Source organism: Streptomyces sp. 1331.2, from assembly GCF_900199205.1.
Taxonomy (GTDB): Bacteria; Actinomycetota; Actinomycetes; order Streptomycetales; family Streptomycetaceae; genus Kitasatospora.
This window is the reverse complement of sequence record NZ_OBMJ01000001.1, coordinates 6,853,838-6,872,517: the sequence shown is the minus strand read 5'-3', so window position 1 is coordinate 6,872,517 and position 18,680 is coordinate 6,853,838. Positions and strand designations below refer to the sequence as shown.

At 70.0% G+C, this 18,680-nt stretch carries 16 protein-coding genes and 2 pseudogenes; 14 read left to right on the top strand and 4 right to left on the bottom strand.

Annotated elements, in window-relative coordinates:
- Positions 1-18 precede the first annotated feature (18 nt).
- Both CRP52_RS29785 and CRP52_RS29780 read left to right on the top strand, forming a co-directional pair.
- A complete protein-coding gene (locus CRP52_RS29785; protein WP_097239213.1) occupies positions 19-1,566 on the top strand; it encodes a hypothetical protein in 1,548 nt (515 codons plus the stop codon).
- A gap of 356 nt (positions 1,567-1,922) precedes the next feature.
- A complete protein-coding gene (locus tag CRP52_RS29780; RefSeq protein WP_097239212.1) occupies positions 1,923-3,086 on the top strand; it encodes an ROK family protein in 1,164 nt (387 codons plus the stop codon).
- Between the two features lie 123 nt (positions 3,087-3,209).
- Here CRP52_RS29780 and CRP52_RS29775 read toward each other — a convergent pair whose 3' ends face one another.
- Positions 3,210-3,989 (bottom strand): GntR family transcriptional regulator, encoded by a 780-nt coding sequence (locus CRP52_RS29775; RefSeq protein WP_097240440.1) that lies wholly within the window; start codon positions 3,987-3,989, stop codon positions 3,210-3,212.
- Between the two features lie 313 nt (positions 3,990-4,302).
- Between CRP52_RS29775 and CRP52_RS29770 the strand changes: the two genes are divergently transcribed.
- The 8 genes and pseudogenes from CRP52_RS29770 (at position 4,303) to CRP52_RS29740 (ending at position 11,708) form a co-directional block, all read left to right on the top strand.
- Positions 4,303-5,106, top strand: a complete 804-nt coding sequence (locus CRP52_RS29770) for an exodeoxyribonuclease III (protein ID WP_097239211.1) — start codon at positions 4,303-4,305, stop codon at positions 5,104-5,106.
- Positions 5,107-5,390: 284 nt separating this feature from the next.
- Positions 5,391-5,747 carry a tyrosine-type recombinase/integrase gene (locus tag CRP52_RS39960; RefSeq protein ID WP_257033152.1) on the top strand — a complete coding sequence of 119 codons (357 nt, stop codon included), beginning with the start codon at positions 5,391-5,393 and terminating at the stop codon, positions 5,745-5,747.
- Between the two features lie 1,359 nt (positions 5,748-7,106).
- The gene (locus CRP52_RS29760) at positions 7,107-7,583 is read left to right on the top strand and encodes a DUF5994 family protein (protein WP_097239209.1); all 477 of its coding nucleotides are present in this window, start codon (positions 7,107-7,109) and stop codon (positions 7,581-7,583) included.
- A 262-nt stretch (positions 7,584-7,845) separates the two neighbouring features.
- Positions 7,846-8,014, top strand: a pseudogene (locus tag CRP52_RS29755) (PRC-barrel domain-containing protein); the annotation flags it as partial.
- 62 nt (positions 8,015-8,076) lie between these two features.
- Positions 8,077-8,244, top strand: coding sequence for a DUF2207 domain-containing protein (locus CRP52_RS37790; protein ID WP_143685857.1), 168 nt, complete (start codon positions 8,077-8,079; stop codon positions 8,242-8,244).
- Between the two features lie 554 nt (positions 8,245-8,798).
- Entirely contained in the window at positions 8,799-10,667 is a 1,869-nt protein-coding gene (locus tag CRP52_RS29750) for an APC family permease (protein WP_257033151.1), read from the top strand.
- A 245-nt stretch (positions 10,668-10,912) separates the two neighbouring features.
- On the top strand, positions 10,913-11,404 hold the full coding sequence (locus CRP52_RS29745; protein WP_097239208.1) for a DUF5994 family protein: 492 nt from the start codon (positions 10,913-10,915) through the stop codon (positions 11,402-11,404).
- Between the two features lie 55 nt (positions 11,405-11,459).
- Positions 11,460-11,708: a hypothetical protein gene (locus tag CRP52_RS29740; RefSeq protein WP_097239207.1), complete on the top strand. Its 249-nt coding sequence runs from the start codon at positions 11,460-11,462 to the stop codon at positions 11,706-11,708.
- 599 nt (positions 11,709-12,307) lie between these two features.
- Here the strand turns inward: CRP52_RS29740 and CRP52_RS29735 are convergent.
- Positions 12,308-13,261, bottom strand: a complete 954-nt coding sequence (locus CRP52_RS29735) for an IS481 family transposase (RefSeq protein WP_097239206.1) — start codon at positions 13,259-13,261, stop codon at positions 12,308-12,310.
- Positions 13,262-13,707: 446 nt separating this feature from the next.
- Between CRP52_RS29735 and CRP52_RS39955 the strand changes: the two are divergent.
- The 4 genes and pseudogenes from CRP52_RS39955 to CRP52_RS29710 all read left to right on the top strand — a co-directional run.
- Positions 13,708-13,936, top strand: a pseudogene (locus tag CRP52_RS39955) (MerR family transcriptional regulator); the annotation flags it as partial.
- 380 nt (positions 13,937-14,316) lie between these two features.
- Positions 14,317-14,478, top strand: coding sequence for a YqaE/Pmp3 family membrane protein (locus tag CRP52_RS29725; RefSeq protein ID WP_179852965.1), 162 nt, complete (start codon positions 14,317-14,319; stop codon positions 14,476-14,478).
- Between the two features lie 45 nt (positions 14,479-14,523).
- Positions 14,524-15,555 (top strand): YihY/virulence factor BrkB family protein, encoded by a 1,032-nt coding sequence (locus CRP52_RS29720; protein ID WP_097239204.1) that lies wholly within the window; start codon positions 14,524-14,526, stop codon positions 15,553-15,555.
- Between the two features lie 184 nt (positions 15,556-15,739).
- On the top strand, positions 15,740-16,387 hold the full coding sequence (locus CRP52_RS29710) for an IS6 family transposase (RefSeq protein ID WP_441349066.1): 648 nt from the start codon (positions 15,740-15,742) through the stop codon (positions 16,385-16,387).
- Positions 16,388-16,448: 61 nt separating this feature from the next.
- On the opposite strand, the gene CRP52_RS29705 is transcribed toward CRP52_RS29710, so the two are convergent.
- The gene (locus CRP52_RS29705; RefSeq protein WP_097239203.1) at positions 16,449-17,723 is read right to left on the bottom strand and encodes a glycosyltransferase; all 1,275 of its coding nucleotides are present in this window, start codon (positions 17,721-17,723) and stop codon (positions 16,449-16,451) included.
- On the bottom strand, positions 17,720-18,364 hold the full coding sequence (locus tag CRP52_RS29700) for a tetratricopeptide repeat protein (protein WP_143685856.1): 645 nt from the start codon (positions 18,362-18,364) through the stop codon (positions 17,720-17,722). Before CRP52_RS29700 ends, CRP52_RS29705 begins: the two co-directional genes overlap by 4 nt.
- Positions 18,365-18,680: the final 316 nt, after the last annotated feature.

Below are 18,680 nucleotides of genomic sequence, written 5' to 3'. Positions count from 1 at the left end.
CACTCGAAAGTGAAAACCGTGCCCACGACTCCCGCCCTGGTCAGCGCGCTGCGCGAGCTCGGCGACCGGCCCGCCGTCGTCGCCGACGGGCGCGCGATCAGCGGCATCGGCCTGCTGCTCGGCGTCTCCCCGCCCGGCGGCCTCCCGCGAGCACTCGCCGAACGCGTCGCCCAGCACGCCGCCCTCGCCCCCTCCGCCGCCCGAGCCGCCGAACAGCGGCTGCGCTACTGGGCCGGCGTCCTCGGCCCGCCGCCGATCCGGCACACCGTGCTGCACCCCGTCACCGAGCTCGCCGTCGAACTCGCCCTCGCCACCCTGCTCGCCGGCGGCACCGTCCACTGCGGCGACCCCGACCAGCAGCCCGACCGGCAGCTCGCCGCCGTCGCCGCCCACGGCACCACCCACCTCAGCCTGCCCTCCGCCCTGCTCTGGCGCCTCAGCCGGCAGCCCGACCTCGCCGCCCACGACCTCGGCGCGCTGCGCCTCGTCCTGCACGTCGGCCCCGAACCCCGGCAGGAGGACGTGTACGCCGCCGTCGACGCGCTCGGCGCCGTCCTCGCCCACGTCCGCGCCCCGGACAGCAACGCCGAAACCGCCGACCGCCGACTGCGCGCCGCCGCCGACGCCGCCACGGCCGCCGCCTGGAAGCACAGCATCGGCATCACCGCCGACCAGGTCCACGACTTCGGCACCCACCTCGACCGGGCCGTCCTCCGCGCCCTGCTGCACGCCCTCCAGCAGCACGGCGTCCTCACCGACCCCGAACGCGGACACTCCGAGGCCGAGATCCTGGCCACCGCCATGGTCGCCCCCGCCCAGCGCCCCCGGGTCAGCCGCTGGCTGGACGCGCTCGCCCGGCACGGCCTGATCACCCGCCACGACGGCGGCGCCCAGGGCCCGCTCCACGCCGGCGGGCCCGAACTCGGCGCCGCCGAAGCCCGCGACGCCTGGCGCCCCGCCGTCGAAGCCTGGGCCGACGGCCTCGGCCCGGCCGCCCCGCTCGACCGGGTACGGCGCGGCGCGCTGCAGCTGCCCCGGCTGATCACCGGCGAGGCGACGCCCCACCCCGCCTCCGCCCCGGTCCGCTGGTACGCCGCCCGCGGCTACCTCGGCGCCACCCTCGGCACCCTGGTCCGCGCCACCGCCGAGGCCCACACCGGGCCGGCGCCGCTGCGCGTCCTCGAACTCGACCCGGAGGGCGCCGACACCACCGTCAGCCGGGCCCTCGCCGCTCGGCCCCGCCCCAACGCCGAACACCACCCCTCCCCCGACGGCGGGCGCTACGACCTCGTCGTCGCCGCCGCTACCCGGCCGCCGCAGGAGGAGTCCGCGGCGCTCGTCCCGCTGCTCGCCCCCGGCGGCCGGCTGCTGTTGCTCGCGCCGACGGCCGAACAGCTCGACCTGCTGATCACCGGGCCCGCCCGGCCTCAGCACTGCGCCCGTCCGGAGGAGCAGTGGCGGGCCGCCCTCACCGCGGCGGGCTGCCCGACCGTCCTGACCCTGCCTGAGGACGGGCACCCGATGGGGCTGCTGGGGCAGCGGCTGTTCGCGGCCCGGGTGGACTGAGCGCCGGTCGGCGCTTCCAGGGGTCGGCTTCCCGGAGGTCGGCGCGGTGGGCCGGGTCCGTGTCCGGCCCCGGCCCGGTATCGGTCCCGGGGCATCCGTGGACGTGCGGTGAATCCCGGGTCACGCACGGCCACCCGGTCCGTACCATTTCGATACCGAAGCCTGGATGAGCTGCGAGGATCCTCGCCGCCCGGGCCCGCCCACGGGTAGGCTCCGCTTGTCCTCCGGCCCTCGCGCAGGCGGCCCCCGCCGCCCGTGCCGCGTTCCGGGGACACACCCCCGCGGGCCATTCGGTGGGCACCGCGCACTCGACACCGCGCGCCAGGGCAGTCGCGCGAACGGCGAAGGGCATCGCATTGGCGGATCGGCTCACCGGAGGAGACTCCTCGCTGCTGCGGCGGATCAACGCGGCGGTCACGCTCCGGGCGCTGCGGGACGGCCACGCCGTGACCCTCACCCAACTCGTCGGCGAGACCGGGCTCTCCCGCCCGACCGTCGAGGGCGTGATCGAGGGCCTGGTCGAGACCGGTCTGGTCGCCGAGGTCGAGCAGCCCCGGGAGGACGGCCAGCCGGGGCCCGGCCGCCGCGGCCGCCCGGCACGCTGGTTCCGCTTCCGCGCCGAGGCCGGGCACATCCTCGGCATCGAGATCGGCGTGCACGACATCCGGGTCATCCTGGCCGACCTCACCGGCGAGGTGGTGGGCAGTCACTTCAAGCCGGTGGACGAGACCCTGGAGGCCGAGGACCGGCTCACCGCCGTCCGCACCGCCGTCGCCGAGGTGCTGAGGAAGGCCGGCATCTCCCGCGACAACCTCTGGGCCGTCGGCATCGGCACCCCCGGCATCGTGGACCGCGAAGGCACCATCCGGCTCGGCACCGCGATGCCCGGCTGGACCGGCCTCGACCTCGGCGCCCGGCTGCGGCGCTCCTTCCGCTGCCCGGTCCTGATCGAGAACGACGCCAACCTGGCCGCCATCGCCGAACACTGGCAGGGCTCGGCCGTCGGCGCCGACGACGTCGTCTTCGTGATGGCCGGCCTCAGCCCGGGCGCCGGCTCCCTCATCAACGGCAGGCTGCACCGCGGTTACGGCGGTGCAGCCGGCGAGATCGGCGCCCTCCACCTGCTCGGCCAGGAGGTCACCCCCGAACGCCTGCTGTCCACCACCGGCAAGCCGCTCAACCCGCTGGACGAGGCCGCCGTCGCCCGCGTCCTCCGGCTGGCCCGGGAGGGCGACGAGGTCGCCAAGGTCGCCATGGACCGCTTCCTCACCCGCCTCGTCCAGGGCGTCGCCGCGCTCGTCCTGGCCATCGACCCGCAGCTGGTGGTCATCGGCGGCTGGGCGGCCGGCCTCGGCGGGGTCCTGGACCCGCTGCGCGAACGCCTCGCCCAGTTCACGCTGCGCGCCCCCGAAGTCGCCCTGGCGGCACTGGGGTCGGAGGTGGTGGCGATGGGCGCCCTGCGGGTGGCCCTGGACCACGTCGAGGACCAGCTCTTCGCGGTGGACCCGCCCCGGGCCTGAGCCCCTTCTCCGTCCCCCTCGCGGCTCCGACGACGAAGGCCCGGACGCCACTCGGGCGTCCGGGCCTCGTCCTGAGGGTTTCCGGGGGTGGTTTCCGGCGGGTGGTTCTTTCCCGCGGGTGGTTCAGGAGGCGCGGACCTCGGTGGTCGCGGCGGTCGCGGTGACCGGGGTGACCTCCACCAGGCCGGCCTCGCCGAAGGTCAGCTTGCAGGTGTCCGCGCGGTAGGTGGAGACGGCGAGCGCCACCAGGCGGCCGGCGGCGGCGTACTGAGTGGTCATGACCAGGACCGGGGAGCCGGGCGGGCGCTCCAGGAGGGCGGCCTCCTCGGCCTCGGCGACGCCGAGCTCGACCGAGCGCGACTCACCGTCCACCTCCAGGCGCTCCAGCTGGCGCAGCACCGAGCGGGCGCGGTCGCTCTCGGCGCGGAACCCGGGCAGGTGCGGCAGCGCGGCGGCGGGGACGTGCAGCGACTCGGTGGCCATCGCGCGTCCCTCCACCAGGCGGACCCGGCGGACGGTGTGCACGGTGGCGCCCTCGGCGATGCCGAGGGCCTTCGCCAGCTGCGCGGAGGCCGGGGCGGTGGTGCAGTCGACCGTGCGCCAGGCCTGGCTGCGGGCGGTGCCGGGCCAGCCCTCCTCCTGCCGGTTGACCGGGACGCCGACCCGCGGGGCTGCGATCAGGGTGCCGATCCCCCGGCGGCGCACCAGGCGGCCCTCCAGCTCCAGCTGGTCGAGCGCCTGCCGCAGCGTCGCCCGGGCGACACCGAAGCGGGCGGCCAGCTCACGCTCGTTGGGCAGGACCTGACCGATGGAGAACTCCGAGTCGATGGCCCGCAGCAGCACGGTGCGCAGGTGCCAGTACTTCGGCTCCGGCACCGCAGAAAGCTGTCCTGTCGTCCCCACCGCGTCCTCCACCTGTTGTTCTGTCCGCCCTGCGACCAGGAGGGCGGATCCCGGGGCCCGCTGTCCGCTGTTGCGGCAGGTGGGAGAGCGAGCCTTTATCCGTCCTTCTTTATTAAAGGTCCTTGCAGTAAGCGACCCTAGGGGCTCCCTCCGGAGATGGTCAAGACCAATGGCGCGGCCTGATGCGACCGCCGCACATATTCATGCCGCGTTCACGACAGCTCGTGTCAGCCACTGTCAACACCTGCCACCGGTCGACCCGCACCGCGCGTCACGATTCGGGTCGGGTACGGCCAGTCGGTAGGCTGCCCGAGTGATCGTGGTGACGAGTGTGAACGTGAACGGAATCCGGGCCGCAGCCAGGAAGGGCTTCGTCGAATGGCTGGCCGGCACCGAGGCGGACGTGATCTGCCTCCAGGAGGTGCGCTCCGAACCCGAGCAACTGCCCGTCGAACTGCGTGACCTGGACGGCTGGCACGCGGTCTGGGCCCCCTCCGTCACCAAGGGCCGGGCCGGCGTCGCCATCCTGTCCCGGACGGAGCCGCAGCGCACCGCGATCGGATTCGGATCCGAGGAATTCGACAATTCGGGCAGGTACGTCGAAATCGACCTGCCCGGACTTACCATCGCCAGCCTCTACCTCCCCTCCGGCGAAGTCGGCACCGAGCGCCAGGACGAAAAGGAACGCTTCATGGCGGAATTCCTCGTCCACCTCGACGCCCTGCGCACCCGCGCCGCCGCCGACGGCCGAGAGGTCGTCGTCTGCGGCGACTGGAACATCGCCCACCGCCCCGAGGACCTCAAGAACTGGAAGTCCAACCAGAAGTCCGCCGGCTTCCTCCCCGAAGAACGCGCCTGGCTCTCCCGCGTCTACGACGAGGCCGGCTACGTCGACGTCGTCCGCACCCTCCACCCCGACCGCACCGGCCCCTACACCTGGTGGTCCTACCGCGGCCGCGCCTTCGACAACGACTCGGGCTGGAGGATCGACCTAGTTGTCTCTACTAGAAACCTCGCTGAGAAATGCGTCGAGGCCTACGTCGAACGAGCAGCTTCCCACGCCGAACGCTGGTCAGACCACGCGCCCGTCACAGCGGTATTCGATCTGCACAACTAGTCCGCAGAGAGGGGTAGTTCAACAGAATCAAGAGGCGGCCCCGACGCGGGGCATTCCACACGTCGGGGCTGCCTCTCGGCAGCAAATACGCCAGCGGCGAAGGAAGTCGCACGGCACTCCCGGAGTGGATTTTTCAACAAAGCGATTTACGTGACCCTGCTTCCACAAGCGAAGCACCCGTCCGCCCCAGATCAGCTCCCCCGACGATCCAGATCCGAACATCCCTCTAGATATGGCCACCGCCCGCAACCCCTTGACCCCCAGTCAGGAAGGGCTCCCTATTCCTGCCCTCCCCGGCGTCACCCGGATCAGGCTGCCCCCAGCTCCACCGCCCTGCTGCGACAGGATCAGCGGCGAAGGTCTCTCACCTCCACTCGAACCACCGCGCCTCACGGCGCACCCACGACCTGCGCCACACCGCGGCCAGCATCATGATCGCCGCCGACATCCCCGTCGCCGTCGTCTCCAAGACGATGCGCCACTCCACCCTCGCCATCACCATCAACCTCTACGGCCACCTCCTCAAGGACTCCGCCGGCGAAGCCGTCAAGGCGCTCTCCGCCGCCCTCGACCACGCGGACGCCCAGGCAGCCCGCCAGACGGACCCCGCCGTCGGTCGCAACTTCGGACAGGCGGCGTGAGCAGGGCGGGACCCACCAGTGCGCCGGGCAGCGTAGACATGAGCTGCCCGGCGGTGTCTGGGGCACGGGATCGACCGATCTCCCGTCGTCTACCAGGTCAGGGGCAGTTGCACGGGGATTCCGGAGGTCGTCTCCACTCGCGCGACCAGGTCGGTCGGGATCGGCACATCGAGCCGTACTGCGGCCGGTGTGTAGAGGTCCGTCTCGATCTCAGGTGTCGTGAGGGACACGAGGAGGTCGTAGGAGGCTGACTGGCCGACGCGGTCGGATCTGTTGCGGGACTTCCACCAACCACCGGTCGGGTAGACCGCCAGGGCTCCGCGGTCGGCGAGTCCGGCCGCGGTGCCGCGCCAGATGTCGGCGGGCAGGGAGCCGCGGTTGCGGTTCTCGGAGCCGACGAGCCAGGCCTTGTCACCCTCGAACTTTCCGGGGTGGTCATTCCGTCGTCCTCGGCCTGTGCGTCCTTCCCGATCCGTGTTTCGAAGTCGGCCAGGTTCTCCACGCCCTTGATCGCGAACCGCAGCCGGTGGGACGCGTAGGTGTGCTGGCCGAGGACGCCCTGCCGGCCGGGATGCCCGCAGAGCAGTCGCCACCGGACGCCGGTAAAGGCGGTCCTCCACCGAACCATGACACGCGGCCCCGCCGCAGAAAAAGGCCGTTCCCCGCATTCCTGCGGGGAACGGCCTTCCGGCCTGCATGAGCGTAGCGCCGACCGGGGCAGCAGGATCTGAATCTGCACCCCCCTGACCCCCATTCACCCTGTGATCTTTCCCGCCGAAAAGGCGGACATTTTTTCGATCACGGGTCGCAGAGCCAGGGATCCTGCCTCAGTGATCTGCATATTCGCCTCCTCGCGATCGTCCTACCGGTAACTTCTCCCGGCACTTTCGAGGATACTCCTTACTGCGAGAATTCGATCCCACCATGCACATAAGTTAATTTTTGAAAATTCCTCCGCGTGGCGTTTGACCAGAAATTCCACTCGAGAGATTTCCTGCGCCTCGCCTCACAGTCGCAGGATCCACCCTGGCCGAGGTGTCGCGAAGTGCCGGTGAGTCGTACGCCGATCCGCGTGGGCCCAGGCGATGAAGTCGGCCGACGGAGAGGACCGCTACGGGCAGACCGGGGTGCGTGGCGGAGTTCGAGACGAAGGTCGACCAGCGGCGACCCATCGATGCTCACCCCGCCCATCGACCACCCTGCTCACCCCGCCCATCGACCACCTCTGCTCACCCCGGAGGGCGGGGCTGCGGCCGGAGTACGGTGGAAGAGCGCACCGTCCACGAGCTGCAGACTTCTGCGTCGTCCTGGCGGTAGCACGAGGCCGTCCACGAACGAGCCCGAGGCAGGTGTCTCGACATGACCGCGACCCCCGATCCCACCGCCACCCAGCCACCTGGGCCGGGGCCGACGGTCCGCCTGTCACTGACACCCGAGGGCGCCACGCGCGGCCGGCTGGACGGAGCATGGTGGCCGCGCTCGCACGATCTCCTGCGCGAGCTGCCCCCGCTGGCGGCAGCACTGGACCCCACGTGGGGGAAGGTCACCCGTGTCACCGTGAATCCGACGCACTGGCCGGTCATCCCCCGACGCGTCCAGGTCGCAGGCCACGTCATCCACGTCGGGTGGTTCGAACAGGAGCAGGACGCGGACGAGGTGATCGTGTGCTCCTTCACCCCTCTACGCCTGGAGCTCCTGGTGATTCCCCCGGAGGCCGAAGCCTCCGCCGCCGAGTGGCTGATGACAGCGGCGTCCGACCCGGCCAACACGCGCACCGGCACCGACCTCCTGACAGCCGCGGGCGCGCCGACCGCAGACCCGCGGGCAGACGGGTGACTCCGTTCACCAACGGACACACCACACCGACCATCGTCGGCCCCGGCCCTCCTCCCCCGGCCGGCTGCGGGCTGCTCCGGCTACTTGCGTGACCACTCGGTCCTGGCCTGGGGCTCGCCGACCGTGTGCTGCCCCTCCCGGACCCGGACCCTGATCGCCGACCGGTGGCCGTACCGAGTCGCCCTGCCGGCACACCGGGCAGATGGCGGCGGCACACGCCGGAGGGAGAATGGGAAGTACCCACCGACATCGGAGGTTGCCGATGTTCGAAGCGGCTGACATCCGGGAATGGCGCGGCCCTCGACGCGGTGGATGCCGACCGCCACAAGATCGGCACGCTGGAACCCGTCTACGTCGACACCGCGACGGATCGGCCGGCGCTCGCCACCGTCACGGTCGGGCTGCCCACACGCCGCCGCCTGGTCTTTGTTCACGAGCGGTGACCGCCGCCTGGCACTCCGATACCCGCGCACGCATCGAAGGAGCCCGAACGATGGCACTGGTCCTGTTCCTGATCATCCTGGCGATCGTGCTCGGCATCGTCGGCGTGGCCATCCACGGCCTGATCTACCTGCTGTTCATCGGCATTGCCGTACTGATCATCGCCGTGGCCATTTCCGCTGTCCGGTTCCGGCACGGCGGCCGCTCCTCCAACCGCTGAGACCCGCCGGTAGTCCGCCAGTACGGGGGACCGCTTCGCAGTAGGTGCCTGCGACACGCCGAGTCGGGGCCGCCGGTCGGAACCGGGTGAGGCGAGCGAGGCACGGCCCTGCGCTCCGAGCACGAGACAGCCTGCGTGCGCCTTGCCCCCGGCAGGGGACGCCATGCGTAACACTGTGTGCCGTGTCGGATACGAGTCGAGGCGGCGAGGGCGGCGCACCGAGCCCCGACGCCCTGCTTTCGGCGCTCGGTGCGGAGCAGCTCGGGGTGTTGCGCCGGGTGGGGCTTGAGTGGGGTCGGGTTGCCGGGGATCCGCAGGCATGGCGGCATGCGCTGCCGGTGGATCCGGATCTCGGTCGTTATCCCGCTCCTTCGGAGATCCTGCCGGTCCGCTTCGGTCGTTTCGTGCGGGTCGCCGCGGTTGGCGGAGGACCGCCTGCGGTTGAGGCGACCAGCGAGGACACACGGACTTCCCGGCTCGGCCGGGTCGGTACCGGGGTGCGACACGTGGTGCTCGGGGCTCCGCTGAGGAGCACCGCGATCGCGCATGAGCGGATGCGCAAGCTGGTGGCGTTGCCGGTGCTTTCCGCCGACGCGCTCTCCTCGGTCGCGTACGGGCCCGAGGCGATGCTCGGCGTCCTCGTCCTGGCTGGTGCTGCGGGTTTGCGGTACTCGGTGCCGATCGCCGTGACGATCGTCTTCCTGATGCTCGCGGTCGGGGTGTCGTACCGTCAGACGATCCGGGCGTATCCGCACGGCGGCGGTTCGTACATCGTCGCCACCGCCAACCTCGGCCGCGTTCCCGGGTTGGCGGCCGCTGCCGGACTGATGACCGACTACATTCTCACGGTCGCGGTCTCGATCGCCTCCGGCATGGCGGCGATCACCTCGGCGATCCCCTCCCTCCAAGGCGACGTCGTGCCGATCGGCGTCGCCGTGATCGCCGTGCTGCTCGCCGGGAACCTCCGCGGTGTGCGGCAGGCGGGTGCACTGTTCGCCGCGCCGACCTACGCCTTCGTGATCGCGCTTCTGGCACTCGTCACCGTGGGTCTGTCCGACGCGGTCGGCCGCGGTTTCCACCCGGCGGCGACACCACAGCTGACCGCGACCGAGGGCGTCAGCCTGCTTCTGGTCCTGCGTGCCTTCGCCTCGGGTTCGACGGCGATGACAGGCATCGAGGCGATCTCCAACGCGGTGCCGGCCTTCCAGCCGACCGAGTGGCGCAATGCCCGCACGACACTGACCTGGATGGTCGGCCTGCTCGTCGCACTGTTCGCCGGCACGGTCACACTCGTCCACCTCGACGGCATCGTCCCGAACTCACGGGAGACGGTCCTGTCGCAGCTCGCCCATCGCACCTTCGGCTCGGGCTTCGGCTACGTGTTCACCCAGGCCTCCACCGCCGCGATCCTGCTCCTCGCGGCCAACACCGCCTACAACGACTTCCCCCGCGTCCTGTTCCTGCTGGCCCGTGACAGCCAGGCACCGAGGATCTTCTTGCGACTGGGCGACCGTCTGGCCTTCAGCAACGGGATCATCCTGCTCTCGGTCGCCGCGGCCGCCATCTACGCGGCGTTCGGCGGCAAGACCGGCCCTCTGATCCCGCTCTATGCCGTCGGCGTCTTCCTCGCCTTCACTCTGTCGCAGACCGGCATGGTCGTTCACTGGTGGCGCCTGCGCGACCGCCACTGGCGCAAGAGCCTCGCCTTCAACGCCACCGGCGCCCTGCTCTCGGCGGTCGTCCTCATCACCGCCGGCATCACCAAGTTCACCGAGGGCGCCTGGTTCGCCGTGCTCACGGTGGGACTGTTCGTCCTGGTCACGACACGCATCCGGCACCACTACGACACGGTCGGCGCGGCGACCGCCCTGCATCCGCATGCCGTCGAAGTCCCCAGCCGTACGGTCACACCGCCGAGTTCGGAGGAGCGCACGGCACGAGGCACCGCACGGACACCCGGCACCGCGCCCGGAGCAACGTTCGAGACCACGGCTGAAGCCGAGAGCGAGGAGACTCCCGAGGAGATCCACCCCCTGTCGATCGTGCCGATCGCCACCCTGGACCAGGCCGGCATGCGGGCCCTCGCCTACGCCGCCTCGCTCCAGCAGCCGGTCCTCGCGCTCCACATCAGCTCCAGCGCGGACGAGGCCCAACGCTTCCGCGCGTACTGGAACCTGTGGGGCGACCACCTACCCCTGAAGATCGTCCTCTCCCCCTATCGCGCGATCGTCGCACCGCTGGTCAACTACATCGAGTCGCTGCACCACCAGCGCCCGGACCTCACCTTGACCGTCATCCTCCCGGAGATCGTCGTACGGCACTGGCGCCACCGCCTCCTGCACAACCGTCTCGCGGCCAGGCTACGGAGAGCGCTGCGCCCCCTGCCGAAGGTCGTCGTCACGACCGTCCCGTTCCACGTGTAGCACAGCGGCGGCGCCGAGCACCCGAGGTGTCAAAACGGGGCGGTCGTACGAGCGACGACGCGACCCTGTTCCTGATCGAGTGGCGCTGAGACGCCCGCACCCCCGCCGCGGCTCTCCCGAGCGGCCGGATCGGTCCGGCGCGGGCGGAGTACCGTGGAGATGTCGGGGCGGCCCGAGCCGCCGCGCCCTGAGGGGCGGGTCTCGCTCAGCGGGCTCAGCCCGCGTCCACGGACAGGTGGCGAGCCATGTCGGACGAAGCCGGTGCCTCGCACCACGGGCTTCTGCCGGACCGGTTCCGGCAGGCCGCGCAGCCGGGGACGGTCCTGCTGCGCCTGGAGACCACCCAGTCACGCGAAGGTGCGCTCGACGGCGCGTGGTGGCCCCATTCACGGGACATCCGCGCAGAACTTCCCGGTCTGGTCAGGGCGTTGACCGAACACCTCGGGCCCATCGCGAGCGTCGGCCTGGACACGGAAGCCTGGGACGACATCCCGGCCCGCCTGGTCGTCGACGGCCGGTCGGTGCACATCGACCGGTACCCGGTCGGCGATGACACCGTGATCATCACGCGGGGCGACCGCGATCACTTCAGCCTGCTCGTCGTCCCCCCGCAGGCGAGCCAGGAAGCGGCCCTGGCCGCGATGGCCCGCGCGGTCGAGGCCGACGGAACCGACTCCGCGCGGCAGATCCTCATCGCCACCGGCACCGGTCTCGAGCCACCGGCCGAAGCGTCCTGAGGGACAGCCTCGTGGGCCGGGCTCCTCGGGCAGACAGGAAAGGCGGGACGCAGAGATGTCCGTCTACGTGAAACTCTCGGCCGACGCCCGGGCACCGGCGGAGCCGTCGAAGGGACCGCTGGACCTGCAGTACGAGGACCACACGGACGACGGCGTCACCTTCGAGTACGACCTGCACCCGAGCGGCGCACTGCGCGTCCTGCGGGTCTTCGAGGACACGCCACACCGGATCGAGGCGTGCTTCAGCCCCGGAGCGTGGCTCCAGGTCGCGGGCACCTACCTGCGAAGCGGCTCCGAGTACTGACGGCGATCCGGTTCAGAGCGAACCGCAGGCCCTCGGCGGCGGTTGCCCGGCTGTCAGCGGTGCGCGAATGGGCCCCCGTGCCGGAACCGGACGGCGGAGCACGACCTCTCCTCGCCGACCTTCCCCGCGGCTACGCGCCCTTGTTCGGCCGCGCCGACGCCACCGCGGCTTGACTCGGACCAGGCGATGGCCGTCACCAGTACCGTGCGTCGCCCAACGGGCAGCACCGCGCATTCGCAGCGGCCACCACGCCAGGTGCAGGGTCGACCTGAACGCCTGGTCGGGCAGGGTCGCGAGTGCGTTCTGGTGGGAGTCACCTCTACCCGTGGACGCTGGATGGGAGGGCGGTGTCGAGGGCGTCGCGCAGGGCGTACAGGTCGGCGATGGTGGCCAGTTCGGCGAAGCGGGCCAGCAGCCGGCGGACGGTTCGGTTGCCGCCGCCGCGCAGCGGCGATTACCTCACACCCGGATGCTGCAAAATCTATGCTTGCTGGAGCAGACATTCCTTGCGGACGGGTCTAATGTTTCTCTCGTAGACAGGAGTCGGCGATACCGGCCAGACACGGCCCGCAGGGATCAGGGGCCGCCACCAGCGGTACCTAGCTGTTCTGACCCGTGAGGTTGGGGATGCGGCTGGCGGGTGGCTTGCCTGCGAGTGCGGTGTGTCCGCGGTGGTGATTGTAGGTGTGGAGCCAGGCGGGGTAGGCGTCGCGGCGTTCTTGCTCGGTTTGGTAGGGCCGTGCGTAGGCCCATTCGTCGAGCAGGGTGCGGTTGAAGCGTTCGACCTTGCCGTTGGTCTGCGGCCGGTAGGGCCGGGTTCGCTTGTGGGTGATCCCGGCCTGGGCCAGGACGTCGCGCCATGGGTGGGACTTGTAGCAGGCGCCGTTGTCGGTCAGCACGCGCTGGACGGTGATCCCGGCCTGAGCGAAGAAGTCCTGGGCGCGGGTCCAGAACGCGGCGGCGGTGTCCTTGCGTTCGTCGGGCAGGATCTCGCTGTAGGCCAGGCGGGAGTGGTCGTCGACGGCGTTGTGGAGGTAGCTGTATCCGGTCCCGGAGCGGGTCCTGCGGCCGGCCTGGCGGCTGAGCACCCTGTGGCCGCCGCCGTGGGGAATGTTGCCGAGCTTCTTGATGTCGACGTGCACCAGCTCGCCGGGCGCGGAGTGCTCGTAGCGTCGGATGACGCGGCCGGTGGCGCGGTCGAGGTGGGTCAGGCGGGCGAGGCGGTAGCGGGTCAGGACCCGGTGCACGGTGGCCGGGTTGAGTCGCAGCAGGTAGGCGATGCGTGCCGGGCCCCAGCGTCGCAGGACGCGGACCTTGATGATCCGACGCTCGGTGCGGGTCGGGGTCCGGCGGGGGCTGTGGTGAGGGCGGCTGGAGCGGTCGCTCATGCCCGCCTCGCCGTGGGCGCGGTAGCGGTCGGCCCAGCGCTTGGCCGTGGTCGGTGAGACTTGGAAGCGTTCGGCGGCCCGCCGCAGCGGCCAGCCGTCCTCGACGACGCAGCGGGCCAGGCGCAGGCGTCCGGTCTCGGTCAGCGGTGCGTTACGGTGTGGCATGAGGGCCTTTCTGGGAGCCGGTGCAGATGTCGCAATCCACACCGAGCCAGAAGGCCCTCACTCATTTCAAGATCACCACGCCGTGAGCCCCGTCACCAACCTCCGTGGTCAATACACCTAGCACTACGCAATTCAGTGAGAGCAGTACCAGCAGTACCAGCAGTACGAAAGTGACAGTTCAGTACAGAGGATGAATGGAGGGCGCAAGCGCCATCAGGATCGCCCGGGCCGTGAACACTCACCCGGGCGGACACCGCAGACCCCAACGCAAGGACGGTGGTTTCCGGTCACGCATACGCGATCCCCGCACACCCCCCGGGGCAGTGCGGAAGTAACAGGACCGGCCAACGCCGGTAGGTAGATGGCGTTGTTACCCTTCGGGGCCCCGGAACCGACACGGCCCCGGGGCCCCTCGACGCGTTCTCCCCGAGAACCAGAGAGGTGCAGTGACTACAACGACCAGCTCCAACACACCCGACAAACTCGACGACGACTACCCCGCCTACACCATGGGCCGCGCCGCCGAGATGACCGGCACCACCCCCCGGTTTCCTACGAGCCCTCGGCGAACACCGCCTCATCACCCCACTGCGCTCCGACGGCGCACACCGCCGCTACGCCCGCTACCAACTGCGCATCGCCATGCGCGCCCGCGACCTCGTCAACCAGGGCAGCTGGCTCGGGCCCCGGAGCCGTCGCACCGGGACCCCCGGATGTGCGGGGTTGCGCCGTCCGTTCCAGCGCGGTGTGCCCACGGGCGGCCGGTGCGGCAGCTTCCCACTCAAAGCCGGCCTTCCGGCACGGATCCAGGACCCGCCGATGGCCTCACCGTGCGCGCGCTGAGAGCACCCGGACGCCGTCGCCTTCGCCATCGAGCCGGACACGTTCACCGACCCGGCTGGGCAGGCCACGCACCGAAGCATCGTGCATCTCCGTCCACGCACGTGTACCCGCCGTTCCAGCTCGGCCGGTTCCCCGCCGGGCGGCCAGCAGTGAGACGATGAAGAAGCGGCTACCGTGCCGCCGGCCATCGCACCTCGAAACGAGGGATGATCATGGTCAAGGTCCTTCGGGTGCTGCTGTGCCTGGTCCTGCCGTTCCTGGCAGTGCTGATCAAGGACGGGCCGAGCATGAAGGTGCTCTGGGCCTTCCTCCTCCAGCTGTGCGGCCACGTGCCCGGGGTCATCTACGGCATCTACCAGGTGGTGAAGGACTGAGGCCCCGCCCCGAACACAGGCACTCCGCACGCCGGGTTGGCACCCATGTCACGACACGAGAACGAACACCGGCACCCAAGCACAGCTGACGAGACCAGGCCCGCCACCCGTGGCGCCAGCCCTGCCGAGAGCCCGACCGACCTGCCCAAAAGGTCGTGGTGGGGAGTCCTGAAACGCACCACCAAGCAGTTCAAGGCCGACAGCCTCAGCGACGCCGCAGCCGCGCTCACCTACCACGGCCTGCTGGCGATCTTCCCCGCCCTGCTCGCGCTGGTGTCGATCCTGGGGCTGATCGGCAGCTCCGCCACCAAGCCGCTGCTCGACCACATTCGTGACCTCGGCCCCGGGTCCGCCCGCCAGATCCTCACCACCGTCGTGCAGCAACTCCAGAACGCCCAGGGCAAGGCAGGCATCGCACTGGCCATCGGAATCATCCTCGCCCTGTGGTCCGCCTCCGGCTACACCGCGGCCTTCATGCGCGCCGCCAACCACGTCTACGGCATCGACGAAGGCCGCCCACTCTGGAAGACCCTGCCCACACGACTCGCCCTGACCATCGTCCTCGTCGTGCTCCTCGCCCTCACCGCTACCGGTGTCGTCTTCACCGGCACCCTGGCCACCAAGACAGGGAAGATCCTCGGAGTCAGCGAAAACGCCGTACAGGTCTGGGGCATCGCCAAATGGCCGATCCTCGTCATCATCGTCACTGCGATGGTCACCCTGCTCTACTGGGCCGCGCCCAACGCCAAACGACCGAAGCTGCGCTGGATCCTGCCCGGAAGCCTGGTCGCCGTAGCCTTGTGGATCATCGCCTCCGGCGCGTTCGCCCTCTACGTCGCCAACTTCAGCAGCCTCAACAGCACCTACGGCAGCATCGGAGCCGTGATCCTCTTCCTCCTCTGGCTGTGGGTCTCCAACGTCGCGATCCTGCTGGGCCTGGAGTTCAACTTCGAGCTGGAACGCGGACGCGCGATCGAAGCCGGTCACCCACCCGAGGAAGAGCCCCACCCCGAACCCCGCGACACCCGCAAACCACCGCCCGACACCCCACACCATCACGACAGACCCCGTCACTGAGTGCCCGAGGGCGTGTCCAGTGGCCGTCGATCAGGTCCCCGGTCTGCCGCGACGGCAGCATCCGAGCGGTGATCACCCGCGAGTGGCCCGAGACGATCACCAGGGCCGGCGGGCGGCCGGACTGGCCGTAGCCGAGCCGCCTGATCGAATACGCGTACCGCATCGGCCGAGCCCTCCACGAACTCTGGCTCGCTGCCGCGGCCGAAGTCACTGCCGATACCTCTGGCCACGACCCCGTCCACGTCGTCCAGGAACCCCCACCCTCGTCCTCGGCCTCATCGACGCCCCCCCGAGGCCGTCACCGGCCTGGTGCGCCACGCCCTGCACGTCACCGACGGCCTCCTGCTCGACCCCGACGCCCTGCGCGAGCAGCTCGACGAGCATCTTCATCAGGATCGACGGGGAGCAGAAGTACCTCTGGCGGGCCGTCGACGCCGACGGCAACGTGCTCGACATCCTGGTCCAGAACCGCCGTGACAAGGCCGCGGCCAGGCGTTTCTTCCGCAGACTCCTCAGGGAGACCGGGTTCGTGCCGCGGGTCGTCGTCACCGACAAGCTCCGCTCCTACGGCGCCGCCGACCGCGAGGTGATGCCCTCGGTGGAGCACCGCTCACACAAAGGACTGAACAACTGGACAGAGAACTCGCACCAGCCGACCAGGCAACGCGAACGCGCGATGAAGCGCTTCCGCAGCGTCGGCGGAGCCCAGAGGTTCCTGACCGCCTTCAGCGGCATCTCACCCCACTTCCGACCCGGCCGCCACAACCGCACCGCACCCGACCACCACCACGCCCTGACGCCCCGCCAGACGCCTGCACCCCCAACAACGTGACAGTGCCCTACATAGCGCTACCACCGATGACGAAACAGAGCCGGTCGCCGTACAGACCCCATCACACCAGCAGGAGACCACCACACCGTTCCGCGCCGTCCTTCATCGCGATCAGGTTGGCCTGCACGTAGGAGATGTTGTTCCTGGAGTGCCAGTCGGTCGGGTAGTAGGTGACCAGCCGTGAGCTCTGGAACCTGGCCTGGATCTCCGGCACGAAGGCACGGTACTGGTTGTCGGTGTAGTACCAGAACGAGTTCTCGTTGTAGTAGGCGACATGTGTCGGGTCCTGGTACGCGCCCCTGCCGTCCGAGCTGGGCGTCAGGGTGAGGAGCATACCGCCCGGTGCCAGCAGTCGGTAGAGCTCGTTGATCAGCGGGACCTTCGCGGACACGTGCTCCAGGAAGTCCACCGCGCGGAGCAGGCCGACCGAGTCGTCCGGGAGGTCCAGTTTCCCGGGCAGGGTCGCGACGATGTCGACGCCTTCCCCGGGGTGCTGGTCCACACCCAGGTAACCGGGCGGCTTGCGATGCGCGGCGCCGAGGTCCAGCGCGAGCAGTCCGCGCCGCTTGGTCCAGGCGAGCGCGTTGGCCTCGATGTACTTGTCGTACAGCGCGACGGTCTCGCGCTGGATGTGCGCGTTGATCTCCGTGTCGCGCTGGGTGTTGTCGGCGTGCATCCGCTGGAGGTAGAGGCAGCGGGGGATCCGGTGGAAGTCGCCCGCCTGGAACAGACGGCACATCAGGTCCTGGTCGTCCAGCACCACGCGCGTGGCGTCGTACCCGCCAACCTGGTGGTAGACGTCCCTGCGGAACGCGCGCACATGGTTGGGGGCGTACCAGATGTACGAGACGTTGTGCGGCGTCGGCGCCATGGACACGGCCTGCAGAAGCCGCCGGCCGTCGACGTCCACCTCCTCGTACTGCCAGCCGTTCGCCTCGTTGAACCGCGTGTCGTCCCGGCGTCCGTCCTCGGTGACCTGAGCGGTGTGGCTGTAGACGAAGACGACGTCGGGGTTCTCGTCGAAGGCCCGCGCCAGTTCCGCCAGGCAGTCCTTCGTCAGCAGGTCGTCATGGTCGAGCTCCACGAGGATTTCTCCTCGAGCCAGTTCGCAAGCGCGCCGCTTGGCCGCGCCGACCCCCCGGATGTCGTCCGCGATCTCCACCCGGACACGGTCGTCGGGGTGTTCCGGCCGCCATCGCGCGCCGCTGTTGAGGAGCACGATCCACTCCCAGTCGGAGTGCGTCTGCGCCTGCAGGGTCGCGAGGCAGTCGTCCAGGAAGCGCGGCCGGTGGCTGGGGGTGAAAACCGAGAACTTCGGCGTGCAGGGAGAAGTCATCTGCTGGTACCTGCCTGAGGGACTGTCGGTTGCGGTGTCGGTGCTGCGCTCGCGGCATCTCGGAAGCGTTCCGGCACGAGCGGTTGGAGCGACGGGTCGGCGTGGACGGCGCGCCCGAAGGCGTCCTTGGCCTCGCTGTCGCTGCCCTTCTTCGCCAGGGCCTGCCCAAGGTGGAGGTAGGCCGTGGACGCCTTCGGGTCGGCACTCACGACGTGCTGCAGGATCGCGATCGCCTGATCGGTGTCGTTCGATTCGAGCAGGAGCGCCTTGTTGTAAAGGGCCGACTCGAAATCCGGATCGATCTTCAGAGAATTGTCGTAATCCGAGAGGGCCTCGGCCGTCCTGTTGTCGTCCTGGGCGATGACGCCGAGGTTGTACCAGGCGAGTTTGTTGGCAGGATCCAGCTTCAGAACCTGCCTGAAGCTTTCCGTCGCCGCAAGGAAATCGTGGCTTTCCCCTTGCCTGATACCTGCTTGGAGCACCACCCCCGCCTCGGAGGCGTTTGCAGCCGTGGACACCGTGGGCGCCGACGCGGGTCTGGCCGTGGGGTGCTCGCTGGACAGCTCGACCCAACCGGCCGCCATATTTGCGACTACGACCGTCACGGCGAGTCCCGTCCACAACCGCACTCGTTTCTTCACTGCGCTTTACCTCTTGGATCTGGTGAGAGCGAAGGAGACGGCCACCAACAGGAGGCGAGAACGTGGAGCCAAACGGACGCTATCGCTCGAGGAGCGGGCGCTGTGGCACCGGCGCGCCGTAGCCGCGGGCCGACTGCCCGCGGCTACGGCGCCATGGGCACGGCGCGTACACCGCGACCAAGCCAGCGGCCCTCACGCCCTGCAGATCGCGTAAACGGTGGTGGTGGTGGATACGCCAACGCCGCCTCCGATTTGTGCCTGATAGCCGGTGGGAGGCGAACCGATTGGATAGGCAGCACCCTGGAGGGGGAAATAC

Excerpts from the sequence above, each read along its gene's own strand:
- CRP52_RS29735 (WP_097239206.1), bottom strand. The coding sequence starts at position 13,261 with ATGCCACACCGTAACGCACCGCTGACCGAGACCGGACGCCTGCGCCTG.
- CRP52_RS29740 (WP_097239207.1), top strand. The coding sequence starts at position 11,460 with ATGTCCGTCTACGTGAAACTCTCGGCCGACGCCCGGGCACCGGCGGAG.
- CRP52_RS29750 (WP_257033151.1), top strand. The coding sequence starts at position 8,799 with ATGCGCAAGCTGGTGGCGTTGCCGGTGCTTTCCGCCGACGCGCTCTCC.
- CRP52_RS29720 (WP_097239204.1), top strand. The coding sequence starts at position 14,524 with ATGTCACGACACGAGAACGAACACCGGCACCCAAGCACAGCTGACGAG.
- CRP52_RS29745 (WP_097239208.1), top strand. The coding sequence starts at position 10,913 with ATGTCGGACGAAGCCGGTGCCTCGCACCACGGGCTTCTGCCGGACCGG.
- CRP52_RS29725 (WP_179852965.1), top strand. The coding sequence starts at position 14,317 with ATGGTCAAGGTCCTTCGGGTGCTGCTGTGCCTGGTCCTGCCGTTCCTG.
- CRP52_RS29705 (WP_097239203.1), bottom strand. The coding sequence starts at position 17,723 with ATGACTTCTCCCTGCACGCCGAAGTTCTCGGTTTTCACCCCCAGCCAC.
- CRP52_RS29760 (WP_097239209.1), top strand. The coding sequence starts at position 7,107 with ATGACCGCGACCCCCGATCCCACCGCCACCCAGCCACCTGGGCCGGGG.
- CRP52_RS37790 (WP_143685857.1), top strand. The coding sequence starts at position 8,077 with ATGGCACTGGTCCTGTTCCTGATCATCCTGGCGATCGTGCTCGGCATC.